The organism is Vandammella animalimorsus (assembly GCF_002285265.1).
In the GTDB taxonomy this organism is placed as follows: domain Bacteria; phylum Pseudomonadota; class Gammaproteobacteria; order Burkholderiales; family Burkholderiaceae_C; genus Lampropedia.
Window position 1 is genome coordinate 123,201 of sequence record NZ_NSJB01000004.1, and the last position, 16,388, is coordinate 139,588.

The window sequence follows — 16,388 nt, forward strand, 5'->3', positions numbered from 1 at the left end:
ACATCTGCCTATGCCACCCATGCACCCTCCCTCCATATCGACCTCACGCCAGCTGCGCAAGACTGCGCCGGCCACGTCACGCCCGCACCGCTGGCTCACTGCCTGGCTGCTGGCCATGCCACTGCTGGGCGGCGCCACGCTGGCACAAACACCCCCCGCAGGCACAGGCGCCGGGGCGCTGCGCTTTCCCGCCAGCGTTCAGCAGGGCTCCATGGTGATCGGCCGCGTACTCGCTGGCAGCCATGTGCAATACCGGGGCCGGGTGCTGCGCACCACCAGCTATGGCACGGTCGTGTTCGGCGTGGGCCGCAATGAGCCAGGCCCGGCGATTGTGCAGGTGCGCACTCCCGATGGCCGCCAGCTGACGGCCACAGTTCAGGTCACGGCGCGCGACTGGCCCACCGAATACGTCAAGGGGGTGCCGCCCAAAACGGCCAGCCCCAAAGGGGAACTTGCCGAGCGCATCAAGCGCGAGCAGGCCCAGGTCACCGCCGCGCGCCAGCGCGACGACGATCGCGCCGATTTTGCCCAGCCCTTCATCTGGCCCGTCAAGGGGCGCATCAGCGGGCGCTTTGGCAACGCGCGCGTCTACAACGGCATCCCCAGTGGCAGCGGCCACTCGGGCATGGACATCGCCGCCCCCACCGGCACACCGGTCAAAGCGCCCGCTGGCGGCATCGTCACCTTTGCCAACCCCAATCTGTTCCTGACCGGCGGCACGCTGCTGATCGACCACGGCTTTGGCATCAGCTCCAATTTCCTGCACCTCTCGCGCATCGACGTGCAGGTCGGCCAGCGCGTCGAACAAGGGCAGGTCATCGCCGCCGTCGGCGCCACCGGGCGCGCCACCGGGCCGCATCTGCACTGGGGCATGAACTGGTTCGATGTGCGCCTGGATCCGCTGCTGGTGCTGGAGCGCAAGCCGTAATGCCCCCTGCCAGCGCAGACCCCATGGCCACCCCCACTCCAGCGGCCGGCTGCCACTGGCGCGCCATGGCCCCGGACGATCTGGATACCGTGCTGCCCATCGAACAGGCCAGCCACAGCCACCCCTGGAGCCGAGGCAACTTCGCAGACTCCATCGCCACAGGCTTTTACATGCCTTGCCTGTGGCAAGAGCAGCGCCTGCTGGGCTATCTGGTGGCCATGCCCGGGGTGGACGAGGCACACCTGCTCAACCTCACCGTCGCCCCGGCCTGCCGCGGCCTGGGCTTGGGCCGCCTGCTGCTGCAGGCGCTGGAGCTCTGGGCCCTGCGCCAGCGCGCCGCCCAGCTGTGGCTGGAAGTGCGGCAAGGCAACACCCGCGCCCAGGCCGTTTATGCGGCGGCGGGCTACCAGAGCATCGCTGTGCGCAAGCACTATTACCCGCTCGACGGCCAGCGGCGCGAGCACGCCATCGTGATGTGCAAATCCTTGGCCATGGCGCCAGCCCCTGCCGCCGAATGCGGTTAGAGCGTGTTATGCACTTTGCCCCGCGCGCGAGTCGCAGCGCCGCACCTTTGAACGGGCTCTTACAATCGGCCGCCGTCTTTCGCCTCCCTGTTCACCCCCTTTTTTGCCCTTGGCCATGCCCAGCCGCCCCGACAGCGCCAGCCCCCCCTGGCTGGATGCCCGACGCCACGCCATGCTGCAGGCCATGGGGGCAGATCCATGGTGGCTCGGGCCGCCCACGCATGCGCCCGCAACAGAGCGCATCCCGGCAAACGCCGTGCTGCGCGGCCCTGAGGGCATGCCCGCAGCCGCTGCTGAGCCGGCCATGGCCGCGCCGCCCGCGCCCAGTAGGCCCACGGTGCCGGCCAGCGCCCCTCATGGCGTGTCGCCCGCCCCCGCCCGCTCAGCCCGCCCCCCTCTTGCGCGGGCTGCCGCAGCGCCCCAAACCCGGCCACCGGCCACAGCCCATGCCGCCGGCCCCCCCGGCGCCACGGTGCTCACGCCTGCCGCACCACTGTTCCCGCCTGAGGCCGGCCAGGCGGCCCACGCCAGCTGCAACTGCCTGCTGGTCGTGGACGACTTGCGCCCGCTCGGGCCCGAGCACGATGCCGCGCTGACGCTGCTGCACAACATGGTGCGCGCCATGGGCCTGGCGCACAGCCCGGGACTGTGGTGCAGCTGGGCGCAGCGCCCTGCGGGCGAGCCGCAGCCCCAGGGGCATCAGGATTGGTCCTTGCAGGCCTGGCTGGCGCAGCAGCGCCCGGCCGTCATCCTGGCCCTGGGCCTGAGCAGCGCCCAGCACCTGTTGGGCCAATCGCTGCCGCTGGGGGCGCTGCGCAAAACCCGGCACCAATTCGGCGGCACGGCATTGGTGGTCAGCTACAGCCCCGCCTACCTGCTGCGCGCCGCACACGCCAAGCGCGATGCCTGGCGCGACCTGCAAGGCGCCATGCAACTGCTGCAGGCGCAGGCGCCGGGCTAAAACGCCAGCTCGCGCGCCTGCCGCCAATGTCATAATCGCGCGCTGTTGCGCAACGGCTCCTGGGCTGAGTTTGAGAGGACAGGCTCTGAAAGCCCCACCCCAGCCACCACCTTCGCCCCTTCCCGCAACCCGTCACGCCGCAATGGAGCGCCCCGATGCTCAATGTCTTCGTCCTGGTCAATGGCCGCCTGGTGCAAAAGGACATCGAAACCCTGCATGACCTGACCCAGTTCCAGCCCGTCTGGGTGGACATGGAATCGCCCACGCAGGAGGAAAAGCTCTGGATCAAGCAGCATTTTTCCTTGCACATTCCGGACGATGCGGTGGACGACGACATCGAGGAATCGGCGCGCTTTTACGAGGAAGACAACGGCGAGCTGCACATCCGCAGCGACTTTCTCATCGATGACGACTCACCGCGCTACGTGCGCGTGGCCTTCATCATGAATTTGCAAAACCCCGAGCTGCGCAGCCACAACGTGCTGTTCTCCATCCGCGAGGACGATGTGCCGGTGTTTCGCCTCTTTCGCCTGCGCGCGCGGCGCATCCCCGGCCTGATCGAGGACTGCAAGGAGGTGCTGCTGAATCTGTTTGACACCGATGCGGAGTATTCGGCCGACTCGCTGGAGTGGATTTACGACGAGCTGGACGCGGCCAGCCAGCGCATTCTCTCGGGCGAGGTCAACGACGAGCAGGCCGGCGAGGTGCTGGGCAGCATCGCCCGCCACGAGGACTTGAACGGCAAGATCCGCCGCAACATGATGGACACGCGCCGCGCCGTGAGTTTTCTGATGCGCAGCAAAATCCTCAGCGCCGAGCAGTTCGAGGATGCGCGCCAGATCCTGCGCGACATCGAATCGCTGGACAACCACACGGCCTTTCTGTTCGACAAGATCAACTTCCTGATGGATGCCACCGTCGGCTTCATCAACATCAACCAGAACAAGATCATCAAGCTGTTCTCGGTGGCCAGCGTGGCCCTGCTGCCGCCCACGCTGATTGCCAGCATCTACGGCATGAACTTCCAGTTCATGCCCGAGCTGAGCTGGAAATACGGCTACCCCTTCGCGCTGGGGCTGATGATTGCCAGCGCCGCCCTGCCCATGCTGTACTTCCGCCGCAAGGGCTGGCTCAAATAAAAGTCAGGTGCGCCCCCTGCTGCGCAAAAAGCCTGGGCGCCTTGTCGGCGGCCCAGGCTTTTTCATCGGCATCCGGCCTTGTGCCCATGGCCTGCGCGCCCAAGCGCGCTCACCAGCGCTCGCGGATGCGCCCGTAGGCCCAGCTGCCAAACTGCTGGTGCACCGTGGGCGTCAGGTAAATGGCGTCGGCAAAGCCATAGCGCTCGACCTGGGGCGAGACCAGCGTCGTGCTGTTGCACAGCGCGGAGTTGACCTGGCCTGCGCCGATGCCGATGCCGGCGCCGGCATCGACCGAGGTGCACACCGGGCGGTCGATGTGCTCGATGCCAAAGTACTGCGGGCCCGTCGTGATGTTGTTGAGGTAGTACTCGAAGTCCACATACAGCGCGCGATTGCCAAAGCCCTGCGCGTGCATGGAGACCTTGAAGCCCTCGTTGAACTGGCGCGTCAGATCGCGCAAAAACGCCTGCTCCTGCAGGTCGCGCGCCCACACCGAGGCGCCCAGGTCGTAGCTGCCGATGACGGCCACGTGCTGCGCCCCGCTGGCCAGCAGGCGCTGCACCTGCTCGGTCAGGGCCTGGCCAGCGCGGCGCACTTGCTGGGCGGCGGCCTCGCGCGTGATTTGGCCAGCCAGCGCGGCGCGCGCCTGCACGATGATGTCTGCCGTGCCGCCGCTGACCAGCACCAGATCGGTCTGGCCGAACTGCTGCGCGGCCAGGAAGGCGTCGATCTGCTCGGCCAGCGTTGGCGTGCTGGCCTCGCCAGCGGCGTCGGGCTTGGCGCTGACGCGCGCATTGCCCTGCGCGAAGGACAGGCCGCCTTGCGCCGAGGGCTTCAGGCTCAGGCCATAGTCGCGCGCGACCTGCTCGCTCCAGTTGGCGATGCCGCCCGTGCCATTGACGGTGTAGCCCGAGCCCCTCTGGCCCAGGTCGCTGTGGCCATCACCAAACGCAATGATGCGGCTGGGGGTGAGCGCCGACTCGACGGTGCTGCTTGAGCCGCAGGCGCTCAAAGCGACGGCGGTAATGCCTGCTGCCAGCGGAGCGAGGCAGCGGCGCCATTGGTATGCCATGGTGGTGTTCTCCGGTTGCGTTGGGCCGGCATCGCCGCCGGGCGCTGTGGCGCAGGCACCGCGCGCATCGCCATGGGCGGCGCGCTGGTGGCCCACAGGCCCGGGCATGCGTGGGCCGGCGGGCGAAAGCCTGTGCCCAATCTCCTCGACCCGCAACAAAACAGACCTGAAAAGCACACCGCCTGCCAGGCACGAAGCGCGGCATTGCCGAATCGCATCGCACGCATTGCTGTCGGGCGGCCGCCGCTTTTTCAAAGGCGTCGCAACGGGGCCAAGAAGGAAGGCACAACAGCGCGCTAGTTTATCCGCTGGCGCTGGCCGCAGCGCGCTCGATCCGGTCGCGCACGCCATCCCAGGCCGGCTCATCGGGCACGGTCTCGATCCAGATGAGCTTCACGCCCTGCGCGTCCAGGCTGCGCAGCACCTGGAACAGCTCCTGCGCGGCCGCTTGCGGCGTGGCCGGCATGCGCCGCAGCACGATGTCGCGCGATGGGCTGTGCATGGGCGTGCGCGCGTAAACAGCAATGTGCTTACCCTGCGCGCCCAGAATGCCCAGCGCCGTCTGGATGGCGCTGGCATCCATCAGCCGCACTGTGGCATTGGGCGCGTAATGGGCGCTGAGCGTGCCCGGCGCCTGCGGCGCATCGCCCACCTCCTGGGCATCGTGCGCTGCGCCGCTGCGGGCCACGGGCAGGCCGGTGACGCGGGCGATGTCCTGCGCCTGCACGTGGCCGGGGCGCAGCAGCACGGGCTGGCCACGGCTGCAATCGACGATGGAGGACTCGATGCCGATCTCACAGGCGCCGCCATCGAGCACCAGCAAGTCGCCCTGGGCGCCGCCGGCCAGCTCCTCAATGACGTGCCCGGCCTGGGTCGGACTGACGCGCCCGAAGCGGTTGGCGCTGGGCGCGGCCAGGCCGCGGATGGGCGGCTCGGCCCGCAGCCCTTGCTGCAGCACCTGGCGCGCCACCGGATGGGCCGGGCAGCGCAAGCCGATCGTGGCGTGACCGCCTGCGGCGCGCTCGGCAACGCCTGGGCGCCGCGGCAGGATCAGCGTCAACGGGCCGGGCCAGAAAGCGGCCATCAGCGCGCGGGCAAAGTCCGGGATGGTGGCGGCAAAGTGTTCGGCCGCTGCCGCATCGGCCACGTGCACGATCAGCGGGTGCTGCGCCGGGCGGCCCTTGCGCAAGAAAATCTGCTGCACGGCCTGATCCTGGCAGGCATCGGCGGCCAGGCCGTACACCGTCTCGGTCGGCAGGCCCAGCAACTGGCCTTGCTGCAACGCGGCAATGGCCTGGGCGATGGCGGATTCGCTGGGCGGCAAGATCATGGCGGGCAGGGGCGGCGGCGCTCAGGCGCTGCGCGCGGCAAGAAAGGGGTGGCGGCTGGGCGCGCGCGCCTGGGTGCTGAAATCGCCGGGCAGGCCCAGCGCCGCGGCCACTTCGGCGGCGGTGTGCAAGGCGGCCTCCGCCGACCGCGCCGTGATGGTGACATGGCCCATCTTGCGCCCAGGGCGCGGCTGCGACTTGCCGTACAGGTGCAGGTGCACGCCGGGCAGGCCCAGGATGGCCGCCCAGTCGGGCGTGACGGGCTCTTCCTCGCCAGCCGGGAACCACAGATCGCCCAGCAGATTGAGCATGATGGCCGGGCTGTGCTGCTGCGGCATGGTCAGCGGCAGGCCGGCCATGGTGCGCACCTGCAGCTCGAACTGCGACACGTCGCAGGCGTCGATGCTGTAGTGCCCGCTGTTGTGCGGCCGCGGCGCCATTTCATTGGCGATGACGCTGCCGTCCTTGAGCACGAAGAACTCCACGCACAGCACGCCCACGTATTCGGTGGCCACGGCAATGGCCTGCGCCGCCTGCAAGGCCTTGTCCTGCACGGCGGCGTCGATGTTGCCCGGCAGCACCAGTGTGGTGGCCAGAATGCCACTGTGATGGATGTTGCGCTGCACGGGCAGATGCACCATGGCGCCGTCGAAGCCGCGCGCCAGGATCACCGAGCATTCGTAATCGAGCTCCAGGCGCTTTTCCAGCACACAGGGCACGCGGCCCAGCGCATGCCAGGCGGCCTCCAGATCCTGCGCATGGGCCACGGCCACCTGGCCCTTGCCGTCGTAGCCCAGGCGGGCCGTTTTCAGAATGCCTGGAAACAGCGTGGGCGCGACCGCAATCAGCGATTGCGGCGAATCGATGACGGCAAAGGGCGCCACCGGCACGCCATGGTGCTGGAAATGGATTTTCTCGGCCGCCCGGTCCTGGGCGATGGCCACGGCCACGGCCGGCGGCACGACGCGGTTGAGCTTGGCCAGGGCCGTCAGGGCGTGCGCGGGCACGTTCTCGAACTCGGTGCTGATGGCCGCCGCCGACTTGGCCAGATCGGCCAGGCCGCGCGGATCGTCATAGGCGCAGACGATTTGCCGCTCACTGGCCTGCCCGGCCGAGCTGCCCGGCTGCGGATCGAGCACCACCGTGGCATAGCCCATGGCCTGGGCCGCATGCACGAACATGCGCCCGAGCTGGCCCGCGCCCATCACCCCCAGGGTGGCGCCAGGCAGAATGGGTTCGTACAGCGGCGGCTGGATGGACAGCGGCTCATGCATGAGAGAGGCTTTCTCTGGTGGGGTTGGTCGATTCGATGCGCAGGCTGTGGTGCTGGCTGTGCTGGCGGCGACGGCTGGAGCCGCCAGCCTGGGCCAGCGCGGCAACATCAGGGGCCATCAGGCGGTGGCGGGCGGCAATGCCATGCCGCGCGCCAACTCGGTCTGGGCCGCGCGCCACTGCTGCAACTGCTGGGCCAGCGGCCGATTGTGCCGCGCCAGCATGGCCACGGCAAACAGCGCCGCATTGGCCGCGCCGGCCGCGCCGATGGCAAAGGTGGCCACGGGCACGCCCTTGGGCATTTGCACAATGCTGTGCAGCGAATCCACCCCTTGCAGGTGGCGACTGGCCACGGGCACGCCCAGCACGGGCACGATGGTCTTGGCCGCCAGCATGCCCGGCAGGTGCGCCGCGCCGCCCGCGCCGGCGATGATGGCCTGCAGGCCGCGCTGCTCGGCCGCCTCGGCGTAGGCGAACATGTCATCGGGCATGCGGTGCGCCGAAACCACCCGCGCCTCGTGCGCGATGGAGAACTCTTGAAGAATCGAAACCGCGTGCTGCATGATCTCCCAGTCGCTGCTGGAGCCCATGACCACGCCCACCTGGATGTGCGCCTGCGTCATGCCGTCGTGTCCATGAAACGAAACGCGCGATTCTACGCAGATGCACAAGGCGCTGCCACTCTAGAGCGTGTTATGCACTTTTGGCCCCCCGCGCTGACCCCAAAACCGTGTAATCGCAAGGCGGTGCGCGCCGCCAAGGCTGGCTGCCTTGGCAAGCGGGCCAACGCGGCGAGTGCATGGTTTTGGGGTCAGCGCGGGGGATGAAAAGTGCATAACACGCTCTAAGGCCTTCCCTTACACTCGCGCGCTGATTCTGAATCGACGAGGTTTGCATGATGGATGTCACGATCGAAAACTTTGAGGCCGAGGTCATCGAGGCCTCCATGCACACGCCCGTGCTGGTGGACTTCTGGGCCCCCTGGTGCGGCCCTTGCCGCTCGCTGGGGCCGGTGCTGGAGAAGCTGGAGACGGCCTACCAGGGCCGCTTCAAGCTGGCCAAGATCGACTCCGACCAGCAGCAGCAGCTCGCCGGCATGTTCGGCGTGCGCAGCATCCCCACCTGCGTGCTGATGGTGCAGGGCCAGCCGGTCGATGGCTTCATGGGCGCCCTGCCCGAGGCGCAGGTGCGCGCCTTCCTGGACAAGCACCTGCCCGAAGGCGCGCCAGCCATCGAGGACGAGGGCGCGGAGCTGGCGGCCGAGCCGGCCGTGGAAGAAGACCTGCAGACCCGCCTGGACAAGCTGCAGCAGGCCGTGCAGGACAAGCCCGAGGACGAGGCCGCACGCTTTGACTACGTCAAGCTGCTGCTGGAAATGGGCCTGGAGGACGAGGCCAAGGTGGCCTTTGCGCCGGTCATCGCGCAGGCCGGCACTTCACAGCGCTATGGCGCGCTCAAGACCTGGATGGACGCCCTGGACGCCGCGCACCGCGCAGGCGACGCCAACGCCCGGCTCAAGGAGCTGGACGCGGCCATTGCCGCCGACAAGCGCAACTTCGAGGCCCGCCACCAGCGCGCGCAAATCCTGCTGGCGCACAACCAGTGGACGGCCGCCATGGACGAGCTGCTGGAGATCCTGATGCGCGATCGCCAATGGAGCGACGGCCTGGCGCGCAAGACCTATGTGGCCATCCTGGACTTGATCGAGCCGCCCAAGCCGGCCGTGGCCGAAGGGCAGATCCCGCCCGAAGACCCCACCGTGGCCAGCTACCGCCGCCGCCTCTCCAGCGTGGTGTTGAGCTGAGCGGCTGTTCAAGCCTGCTCTGATTTGGGCACGGGCCCGCCGGCAAACAGCCAGGGCTTGTCCATCAGATAAGCACCCATCAGCCTGAGGGCGGCATCGCGCCCATGGCGCACCAGCCCTTGCGCGTGGAAGATCCGGCCGTTGCGCAGCGCCTGTTTTTGCACCTTGGCCACGCGCGCGGCGCGCAGCCGGGCCCATTGGGCCAGCGCCGCAGGGATGGCCTGGGCCGGCGCATCGGCCTGCAGCCCCTGCAGGCATTGGCCCAGTTGCTGGGCGTCCTCGATCGCCATGGCCGCGCCCTGGGCCAGGAAGGGCACCATGGGGTGGGCGGCATCGCCCAGCAAGGCCATGCGCCCCGCTGCCAGGGCCCGCGCAGAGGGCACGGGCTTGCGAATGCGCAGCGGCCACTCCGTCCAGCGGTAGCCCAGCGTGTCCATGCCGTGGGCCTCGATGGCCAAAATCGTGTCCTTGAGCTCCTTGGCCAGCGCCCCATGCCGCTCGATGCTGGCCAGCACCGCCTGGATGTCGGCACTGCCGCGGCGGGTGCTGTGCGCCAGCGCCGCGTCGTTGGCGATCAACACCACATTGAGCCATTCGCTGCCGCGCAAGGGATAGACCACGGCATGCAGGTGCTTGCCCAGCCAGGCGCACACCTGCTGGCTTCTCAGGCACTGCGGCAGCGCAGATTGCCGGATGATGCCCCGGTAAGCGGTGTAACCAGAGCGCGACAGCGGCTCTTGCGCTGCCTCCAGCACCGTTTGCTGGCGCAATCGGCCGCCTGCGCCATCGGCAATCAACAGCAGCTCGCCCTGCAGCTGCTGCGTCACGCCGTCGGCGCCAGCGATGCGCAGGGACACCGCCTGCCCGGCGGCGTGGCTGTCAATGGCCTGCACCTGCCCGGCCATGCGCAGCGTCAGGCGCTCGGTCTGCCTGGCGCGCTGCGCCAGACAATGGAGCAGGTCGGCCCGCAGCACGGTGGCATACGGCGCGCCATAGCGCTGCTGCGCAGTCAGACCCAGGGGCAGCATGCCCAGAACAGCGCCCGTATGCAGGTTTTTGGCCACCATGGCATGGGGCAGGCTGGAGACGGCCAGCACATCACGCTCCAAGCCCCAGGCGCGCAGGCAGCGCCAGGCATTGGGGCCGATTTGCAGGCCAGCGCCCACTTCGACGAACTGCGGGGTTTGCTCGATCAAGGTAGTGGCAAAGCCTTGCTCGGCCAGCACGATGGCCGCGCTCAGGCCCGCAATGCCGCCGCCCGCTACCAGTGCCTGTGATGTGGCCTGCATGTGTTGCTGATTTGAAGAGAAAAAAGCGCGCGCTACCGGCGCTGCTCAAGCTGCAGCAAGGCCCCGGCGCGCTGGGCCTGTGCACGCAGTTGCGCCAGGCTGATGTCGCCGTTGGCAATCACCAGATCGGCCGCGGCCAGCTTGGCGCGGCGCGGCGCCTGCTGGCCAAGAATGCGCTGCACCTCTTGCGCCGGCAGTTGCGAGCGCTGCATGACGCGCTGCAATTGCAGCTCAGCGCTGCAATCGACGATGACCACCGCATCGAGCCGCGGGCGCCAGTGCGCGGACTCCACCAGCAAGGGGATGTCCAGCACGATGGCCGTCTGCCGCCGCGCGCGCGCCTGCTGCACCAGCTCCTGCAAGGCCTGAAAAATCAAGGGGTGCAAGATGGCTTCCAGCGCCTTTTTGGCCTGCGCATCGGCAAACACGCGCTGGCGCATCCTGGCCCTGTCCATGGCGCCATCGGCGCTGACGTATTCGGCGCCGAAGTGCTGTGCAATGGCGGCCACGGCCGCGCCGCCGGGCTGCGTCAACTGGCGCGAAATGCCGTCGGCATCGGCCACGGGCACGTGAAACAGCTCCTGCCACAAAGCCGCCACCGTGCTTTTGCCGCTGCCGATGCCCCCGCTCAGGCCAATCAGGCGCGGCGGCTTGCTGTCTGGTTCGCAGTGCATGGCAAACAGGCGGCGCGGTCAGCGTTGGGCCGAAGCTGCGAGCTCGGGCCGCATCACTGCGGCTGCGGGTTGCGCAGGCGGATGTGCAGCTCGCGCAATTGCTTTTCGTCCACCGCAGAGGGGGCCTGGGTGAGCAAGTCCTGGGCGCGCTGGGTCTTGGGGAAGGCGATCACGTCGCGGATGGATTCGGCGCGCGTCATCAGGGTGATGAGGCGATCCAGGCCAAAGGCCAGGCCGCCGTGCGGCGGCGCGCCGTATTGCAGCGCATCGAGCAGGTAGCCGAACTTGGCGCGCGCTTCTTCCTCGCCGATGTTGAGGGCGGCAAAGACCTTGCTTTGCACGTCGGCGCGGTGGATACGCACCGAGCCGCCGCCCAGCTCCCAGCCGTTGAGCACCATGTCGTAGGCCTTGGCCACGCACTGGCCGGGGTCGCTGCTGAGCAACTCCTCGTGCCCGTCCTTGGGGCTGGTGAAGGGGTGGTGCATGGCCACCCAGCGCTTGTCTTCCTCGTCGTACTCGAACATGGGGAAGTCCACCACCCACAGCGGTGCCCAGCGGTCTTCGAACAGGCCATTGGCCTTGCCGAATTCGCTGTGGCCGATCTTCACGCGCAGCGCGCCCATGGCGTCGTTGACGATTTTTTCCTTGTCCGCGCCAAAGAAGATCAGGTCGCCATCCTGCGCACCGGTGCGCGCCAGCAGCTCGGCAATGGCCTTGTCGTGCAGGTTCTTGACGATGGGCGATTGCAGGCCGTCGCGGCCCTTGGCGATGTCGTTGACCTTGATCCAGGCCAGGCCCTTGGCGCCGTAGATCTTGACGAACTCGGTGTAGGCGTCGATCTCGCTGCGCGGCATGGCGCCGCCGCCGGGCACGCGCAGCGCCACGACGCGCCCGCCGGGCATGGTGGCCGGGCCGGAGAAGACTTTGAACTCCACATCGGCCATCACGTCCTTGAGGTCGGTAAAAGCCAGCTTGACGCGCAGATCGGGCTTGTCCGAGCCGTACAGGCGCATGGCTTCGGCAAAGGTCATGACGGGGAACTCGCCCAGATCCACGTCCATGGTCTTGGCAAACACCTCGCAAATCATGCGCTGGAACAGCGCACGGATGTCCTGCTCGGTGAGGAAGGACGTTTCGATATCGATCTGCGTGAACTCGGGCTGGCGATCGGCGCGCAGGTCTTCATCGCGGAAGCACTTGGTGATCTGGTAATAGCGGTCGTAGCCGGCCACCATCAGCATTTGCTTGTAGAGCTGGGGCGACTGGGGCAAGGCGTAGAACTGGCCGTCGTGCACGCGGCTGGGCACGAGGTAGTCGCGCGCGCCTTCGGGCGTGCTCTTGCCCAGCATGGGCGTTTCGATGTCGATGAAGCCGTGCGCATCCAGGAACTGGCGCACCGCCATGCTGACGCGGTAGCGCAGCATCAGGTTTTTCTGCATGTAAGGGCGGCGCAGATCCATCACGCGGTGCGTCAGGCGCGTGGTTTCAGACAGGCTGTCGTCGTCCATCTGGAACGGCGGCGTGACCGAGGGGTTGAGCACTTTGAGCTCATGGCACAGCACTTCAACCCGGCCACTTTTGAGGTTGTCGTTGCTCGTGCCTTCGGGGCGCGCGCGCACCAGGCCGGTGATTTGCAGGCAGAACTCGTTGCGCACCGTTTCGGCGGCGGCGAACATCTCGGGGCGGTCGGGGTCGCACACCACCTGCACATAGCCTTCGCGGTCGCGCAGGTCGATGAAGATCACGCCGCCATGATCGCGGCGGCGGTTGACCCAGCCGCACAGGGTCACAGTCTGGCCAGTCAGGGCTTCGGTGACCAGGCCGCAGTATTCGGTGCGCATTGCCATAAAAAATGTCCGTTTCTGGCTGGTTTCAGCCGGGGGTTGTTCTGGTGCAAAAAAAAGAAAGCGCCACAGACAGCGCCAATCAGGCGGCAGCCGGTGCGGCTGGTGCGTCCGGGCTACTGCTGCCGGCATCGGCTGCCGGGGCTGCTGCGGGCGCGGCATCGCCACTGCTGGGCGCCGGGCTGGGCGGCTTGCCGCTGTTCTTGAAATCCGTGGCGTACCAGCCCGTGCCCTTGAGCTGAAAGCTCGGCGCGGACAGCTGCTTGGCAAAGGCCTGGGCGCCGCAGTGCGGGCACTGCGTCAGCGGCGCATCGGAGAGCTTTTGCAAGACATCCTTGCGAAAGCCGCATTGGCTGCACAGGTAGGCGTAGATCGGCATAAAAACAGCGCGGCGAAAAATCCAGCAAAGGCCACGGGGCAGCCCATGGCCTGCCCGCAGAAAAAACCGCTGATTATAAAAGCCGCGCACGGGGGCCCGGGCGCGCGCCGCAAGGCGCCTGGCCCGGCGCGCCGGCAGGCAGTCTGTGCACGCATCGCAGCGCCGTGCGCAGCAGTTAAACTCACAGGCTTTGTCAGAGCCTGTTCTCAGAATCTGTTCCCAATCTCGGCGCGAGTGGCAAGAAGTGGTTTGGGATGGGCTGCAAGGCACAAAGCGCAGCCCTTGCAGGCGCCGCAGACCGCCCCAAGCCGCTCTCTGGCCCGCCGCCGTGCAGAGATTTTGAACAGGTTCTCAGCCCCTTCTCTATCTGGATGGACGCCGATGCCCAGCCAAAACCCCGCCCCAGCGCCTGCCGGCGCCAAGGTGCCTTTTGAACTCAAAAGCGCCACGCTGCCCGTGGTGGCGCTGCTGCTCAAATCCACGGACACCTATGCCATCCGCAAGGCGCTGGCCGAGCGCTTTGCCGACGAGCCGGATTTCTTCGACAACGATGCCGTCATCATCGACCTGAGCGCCGTGCGCGACGACCCTGGCGCCATCGACTTTCGCGGGCTGATGGGCACATTGCGCAGCCTCAAGACCACGCCTGTGGCGGTGCGCGGCGGCAATGCGGTGCAGATCGAGTTTGCGCGCGCCGCCGGCCTATCCGTGGCGCCCGACGCCCCGCCGCAGCGCGCCGCCCCCGAGCCCGCACCGCCCTCGGTGGAAATCCGTGAAGTGGTGCGCGAGGTGGAGGTGGTGCGCGAGGCGCCCGCCAGCGAGACGGTGCTGATCGACAAGCCCCTGCGCTCGGGCCAGCAGGTCTATGCCCGGGGCGCGGACCTGATCGTCATGACGGCCGTGAACTTCGGCGCCGAGGTGATCGCCGACGGCCATGTGCACGTGTATGCGCCGCTGCGCGGCCGCGCCATCGCCGGCGCGCGCGGCAACCCCAATGCCCGCATCCTGACCCTGTGCCTGGAGGCGCAGCTGGTTTCGGTGGCCGGCATCTACCGCACTGCGGAAAACGACCTGCCGCCAGAAGTCGCCGGCCGCCCGGCGCAGGTGCGCCTCGATGGCGAGCGCCTGCTCATCGAGCCGCTGGGCAAAGGCTGAGCAATGACACTCTGAAACACCGCCAGCTCATGACAGGCGCCAAGCGCCACGCGCACCAAGGCAGAATACGCACACTTTGACCCGCTCCGCCCCGCAGCCACCGGGCCGGGTGCGACCAGAACCGTAACTTTCACAGGATGCATTCCATGGCCAAAATCATCGTCGTCACTTCCGGAAAAGGCGGGGTCGGTAAAACCACCACCAGTGCCAGCTTCTCATCGGGCCTGGCCATGCGCGGGCACAAAACGGCAGTGATCGATTTCGACGTGGGACTGCGCAATCTGGACCTGATCATGGGCGCCGAGCGCCGCGTGGTCTACGACCTGATCAACGTCATCCAGGGCGAGGCCAACCTCAACCAGGCGCTGATCAAGGACAAGCAGCTGGAGAACCTCTACATCCTGGCCGCCTCGCAAACGCGCGACAAGGACGCGCTGACCGAAGAAGGCGTGGAAAAGGTGCTCAACGACCTGGCCGGCATGGGCTTCGAATACATCATCTGCGACTCGCCCGCCGGCATCGAAAGCGGCGCGCTGCTGGCGATGAAGTTCGCCGACGAGGCCCTGGTCGTGACCAACCCGGAAGTCTCCTCGGTGCGCGACTCCGACCGCATCCTGGGCATGCTCGCCTCCAAGACCAAGCGCGCCATCGACGGCAAGGAACCCGTCAAGGAGCATCTGCTCATCACGCGCTACAACCCGGGCCGCGTCGAGGGCGGGCAGATGCTGTCGCTGAGCGACATCCAGGAAATCCTGCGCATCCCGCTCATCGGCGTCATCCCCGAATCCGAGACCGTGCTGCAGGCCTCCAACCAGGGCCTGCCGGCCGTGCACATGAAAGGCTCGGACGTGGCCGAGGCCTACCAAGACGTGATCGCGCGCTTTCTCGGTGAGCAGCGACCGCTGCGCTTTGTCGATGCCCAGAAAGGCGGTTTTCTCAAGCGCATCTTCGGCGGGAGGTAAGCCATGGCCTTGATCGACATGCTCTTTGGCGGGAAGAAAAAAACCGCCTCCGTGGCCAAGGAGCGCCTGCAAATCATCCTCGCGCACGAGCGCAGCGACCGCACCACCAGCAAGCCGGACTTCCTCAACGACCTGCAAAAAGACCTGGTGCAGGTGATCTCCAAATACATCCAGATCCATCCCAACGACATCAAGGTCAACCTCGACCGACAGGACAACCTGGAAGTGCTGGAGGTCAAGATCGAGATGCCGGAGTCGGAACTGCGCGCCAAGCCCGGCGGCCAATAAATCCAGCACTCTGCCCGCCCGCCCAGGCGAGCGCGGCACCTGCTCACGCGCCCTGCCCGGCCGGCAATGGCGTGCGGGCAAACACCATGGCGGAGACCGCCGCCACACCCGCATCATGCTGTAGCACCCGGGCCAGCGCCCACAACGTAGCGCCCGTGGTCATCACGTCATCGACCAGCAGCACGTGCTGCCCTTGCAAGCACGGGCCGGGCTGCTGCACAGCAAAGGCCCGGCGCAGATTGCGCCAGCGCGCCTGCCGCCCCATGCCAGCCTGCGGCGCCTGCATGCCGTGGCGCAGCACCACATCCTGGCGCAGCTTGTGCGCCTGCCCCGTTTGCGCAGCCAGTGCGCGCGCCAGCTCCCAGGCCTGGTTGTAGCCGCGCTGACGCAAGCGCGCCGCAGCCAGCGGCACGGCCACGATGGCATCGACGCCGTGCAGCAAAGCCGTACTGCCCGATTGCCGCAACAGCAGCTGCGCAAAGCCATGCGCCCAGGCCGGCGCAGCGTAGTACTTGAACTGGGCAATGAGCTGCTGCCAAGGGTAGGCGTAGTCCACCGCCGCCACGCAATGCTGCAACGGGCCGGGCCGCACCATGCAGGCACCGCAGACCAGGGCAGACCAAGGCAACGCCCTGCTCTGCACCTCCCCACCCATCTCGCCCCGCGCCTCACCCTGAGCCAGCACGCCATCCGCAGGGGCCGGCAACGGCAAGGCACAGCGCGCGCAACGCGGCACCTGCCGCCCATGGCGCGCCAGACAATCGCCGCA

18 protein-coding genes are annotated in these 16,388 nt (G+C 67.6%); 8 read left to right on the forward strand and 10 right to left on the reverse strand.

What is annotated here, in order from left to right:
* Positions 1–19 precede the first annotated feature (19 nt).
* The 4 genes from CK625_RS08170 to corA all read left to right on the forward strand — a co-directional run bounded on the left by CK625_RS08170 (position 20) and on the right by corA (position 3,552).
* Positions 20–928: a M23 family metallopeptidase gene (locus CK625_RS08170; RefSeq protein ID WP_095539815.1), complete on the forward strand. Its 909-nt coding sequence runs from the start codon at positions 20–22 to the stop codon at positions 926–928.
* A 23-nt stretch (positions 929–951) separates the two neighbouring features.
* Positions 952–1,452, forward strand: a complete 501-nt coding sequence (gene rimI / locus CK625_RS08175) for a ribosomal protein S18-alanine N-acetyltransferase (protein ID WP_095539816.1) — start codon at positions 952–954, stop codon at positions 1,450–1,452.
* A 115-nt stretch (positions 1,453–1,567) separates the two neighbouring features.
* On the forward strand, positions 1,568–2,413 hold the full coding sequence (locus tag CK625_RS08180) for a uracil-DNA glycosylase family protein (protein WP_143326229.1): 846 nt from the start codon (positions 1,568–1,570) through the stop codon (positions 2,411–2,413).
* A 155-nt stretch (positions 2,414–2,568) separates the two neighbouring features.
* Positions 2,569–3,552 carry a magnesium/cobalt transporter CorA gene (gene corA, locus CK625_RS08185; RefSeq protein ID WP_095539818.1) on the forward strand — a complete coding sequence of 328 codons (984 nt, stop codon included), beginning with the start codon at positions 2,569–2,571 and terminating at the stop codon, positions 3,550–3,552.
* Positions 3,553–3,661: 109 nt separating this feature from the next.
* On the opposite strand, the gene CK625_RS08190 is transcribed toward corA, so the two are convergent.
* The 5 genes from CK625_RS08190 to purE form a co-directional block, all read right to left on the reverse strand.
* Complete coding sequence (locus CK625_RS08190; protein WP_095539867.1) at positions 3,662–4,624, reverse strand: SGNH/GDSL hydrolase family protein; 963 nt, start codon at positions 4,622–4,624, stop codon at positions 3,662–3,664.
* A 301-nt stretch (positions 4,625–4,925) separates the two neighbouring features.
* Complete coding sequence (locus tag CK625_RS08195; protein WP_095539819.1) at positions 4,926–5,954, reverse strand: L-threonylcarbamoyladenylate synthase; 1,029 nt, start codon at positions 5,952–5,954, stop codon at positions 4,926–4,928.
* Positions 5,955–5,975: 21 nt separating this feature from the next.
* Positions 5,976–7,226 carry a 5-(carboxyamino)imidazole ribonucleotide synthase gene (locus tag CK625_RS08200; RefSeq protein WP_095539820.1) on the reverse strand — a complete coding sequence of 417 codons (1,251 nt, stop codon included), beginning with the start codon at positions 7,224–7,226 and terminating at the stop codon, positions 5,976–5,978.
* A complete protein-coding gene (locus tag CK625_RS14215; protein ID WP_275250569.1) occupies positions 7,219–7,344 on the reverse strand; it encodes a hypothetical protein in 126 nt (41 codons plus the stop codon). The genes CK625_RS08200 and CK625_RS14215 overlap by 8 nt, the downstream gene beginning before the upstream one ends.
* Positions 7,344–7,847, reverse strand: a complete 504-nt coding sequence (gene purE / locus CK625_RS08205) for a 5-(carboxyamino)imidazole ribonucleotide mutase (RefSeq protein ID WP_095539821.1) — start codon at positions 7,845–7,847, stop codon at positions 7,344–7,346. Before purE ends, CK625_RS14215 begins: the two co-directional genes overlap by 1 nt.
* 272 nt (positions 7,848–8,119) lie before the next feature.
* Between purE and trxA the strand changes: the two genes are divergently transcribed.
* Positions 8,120–9,028 carry a thioredoxin gene (gene trxA / locus CK625_RS08210; RefSeq protein ID WP_095539822.1) on the forward strand — a complete coding sequence of 303 codons (909 nt, stop codon included), beginning with the start codon at positions 8,120–8,122 and terminating at the stop codon, positions 9,026–9,028.
* An 8-nt stretch (positions 9,029–9,036) separates the two neighbouring features.
* Here trxA and CK625_RS08215 read toward each other — a convergent pair whose 3' ends face one another.
* The 4 genes from CK625_RS08215 to CK625_RS08230 all read right to left on the reverse strand — a co-directional run bounded on the left by CK625_RS08215 (position 9,037) and on the right by CK625_RS08230 (position 13,214).
* A complete protein-coding gene (locus tag CK625_RS08215; protein ID WP_095539823.1) occupies positions 9,037–10,317 on the reverse strand; it encodes an FAD-dependent monooxygenase in 1,281 nt (426 codons plus the stop codon).
* Positions 10,318–10,349: 32 nt separating this feature from the next.
* Complete coding sequence (coaE, locus tag CK625_RS08220) at positions 10,350–10,991, reverse strand: dephospho-CoA kinase (protein ID WP_095539824.1); 642 nt, start codon at positions 10,989–10,991, stop codon at positions 10,350–10,352.
* A 53-nt stretch (positions 10,992–11,044) separates the two neighbouring features.
* Positions 11,045–12,838, reverse strand: a complete 1,794-nt coding sequence (aspS, locus tag CK625_RS08225) for an aspartate--tRNA ligase (RefSeq protein ID WP_095539825.1) — start codon at positions 12,836–12,838, stop codon at positions 11,045–11,047.
* 79 nt (positions 12,839–12,917) lie between these two features.
* Positions 12,918–13,214: an FmdB family zinc ribbon protein gene (locus CK625_RS08230; RefSeq protein ID WP_095539826.1), complete on the reverse strand. Its 297-nt coding sequence runs from the start codon at positions 13,212–13,214 to the stop codon at positions 12,918–12,920.
* Between the two features lie 381 nt (positions 13,215–13,595).
* On the opposite strand from CK625_RS08230, the gene minC reads away from it, so the two are divergent.
* The 3 genes from minC to minE all read left to right on the forward strand — a co-directional run bounded on the left by minC (position 13,596) and on the right by minE (position 15,619).
* Positions 13,596–14,369, forward strand: a complete 774-nt coding sequence (gene minC, locus CK625_RS08235) for a septum site-determining protein MinC (RefSeq protein WP_095539827.1) — start codon at positions 13,596–13,598, stop codon at positions 14,367–14,369.
* A 146-nt stretch (positions 14,370–14,515) separates the two neighbouring features.
* Positions 14,516–15,331 (forward strand): septum site-determining protein MinD, encoded by an 816-nt coding sequence (gene minD / locus CK625_RS08240; protein WP_095539868.1) that lies wholly within the window; start codon positions 14,516–14,518, stop codon positions 15,329–15,331.
* Positions 15,332–15,334: 3 nt separating this feature from the next.
* Positions 15,335–15,619, forward strand: coding sequence for a cell division topological specificity factor MinE (gene minE / locus CK625_RS08245; RefSeq protein ID WP_095539828.1), 285 nt, complete (start codon positions 15,335–15,337; stop codon positions 15,617–15,619).
* Between the two features lie 43 nt (positions 15,620–15,662).
* On the opposite strand, the gene CK625_RS08250 is transcribed toward minE, so the two are convergent.
* Entirely contained in the window at positions 15,663–16,247 is a 585-nt protein-coding gene (locus CK625_RS08250; RefSeq protein WP_238945574.1) for a ComF family protein, read from the reverse strand.
* Positions 16,248–16,388 lie beyond the last annotated feature (141 nt).

Coding starts and splice junctions, on each gene's coding strand:
- CK625_RS08170 (WP_095539815.1), top strand. CDS start 20: ATGCACCCTCCCTCCATATCGACCTCACGCCAGCTGCGCAAGACTGCG.
- rimI (WP_095539816.1), top strand. CDS start 952: ATGGCCACCCCCACTCCAGCGGCCGGCTGCCACTGGCGCGCCATGGCC.
- CK625_RS08180 (WP_143326229.1), top strand. CDS start 1,568: ATGCCCAGCCGCCCCGACAGCGCCAGCCCCCCCTGGCTGGATGCCCGA.
- corA (WP_095539818.1), top strand. CDS start 2,569: ATGCTCAATGTCTTCGTCCTGGTCAATGGCCGCCTGGTGCAAAAGGAC.
- CK625_RS08190 (WP_095539867.1), bottom strand. CDS start 4,624: ATGGCATACCAATGGCGCCGCTGCCTCGCTCCGCTGGCAGCAGGCATT.
- CK625_RS08195 (WP_095539819.1), bottom strand. CDS start 5,954: ATGATCTTGCCGCCCAGCGAATCCGCCATCGCCCAGGCCATTGCCGCG.
- CK625_RS08200 (WP_095539820.1), bottom strand. CDS start 7,226: ATGCATGAGCCGCTGTCCATCCAGCCGCCGCTGTACGAACCCATTCTG.
- CK625_RS14215 (WP_275250569.1), bottom strand. CDS start 7,344: ATGGCCCCTGATGTTGCCGCGCTGGCCCAGGCTGGCGGCTCCAGCCGT.
- purE (WP_095539821.1), bottom strand. CDS start 7,847: ATGACGCAGGCGCACATCCAGGTGGGCGTGGTCATGGGCTCCAGCAGC.
- trxA (WP_095539822.1), top strand. CDS start 8,120: ATGATGGATGTCACGATCGAAAACTTTGAGGCCGAGGTCATCGAGGCC.
- CK625_RS08215 (WP_095539823.1), bottom strand. CDS start 10,317: ATGCAGGCCACATCACAGGCACTGGTAGCGGGCGGCGGCATTGCGGGC.
- coaE (WP_095539824.1), bottom strand. CDS start 10,991: ATGCACTGCGAACCAGACAGCAAGCCGCCGCGCCTGATTGGCCTGAGC.
- aspS (WP_095539825.1), bottom strand. CDS start 12,838: ATGGCAATGCGCACCGAATACTGCGGCCTGGTCACCGAAGCCCTGACT.
- CK625_RS08230 (WP_095539826.1), bottom strand. CDS start 13,214: ATGCCGATCTACGCCTACCTGTGCAGCCAATGCGGCTTTCGCAAGGAT.
- minC (WP_095539827.1), top strand. CDS start 13,596: ATGCCCAGCCAAAACCCCGCCCCAGCGCCTGCCGGCGCCAAGGTGCCT.
- minD (WP_095539868.1), top strand. CDS start 14,516: ATGGCCAAAATCATCGTCGTCACTTCCGGAAAAGGCGGGGTCGGTAAA.
- minE (WP_095539828.1), top strand. CDS start 15,335: ATGGCCTTGATCGACATGCTCTTTGGCGGGAAGAAAAAAACCGCCTCC.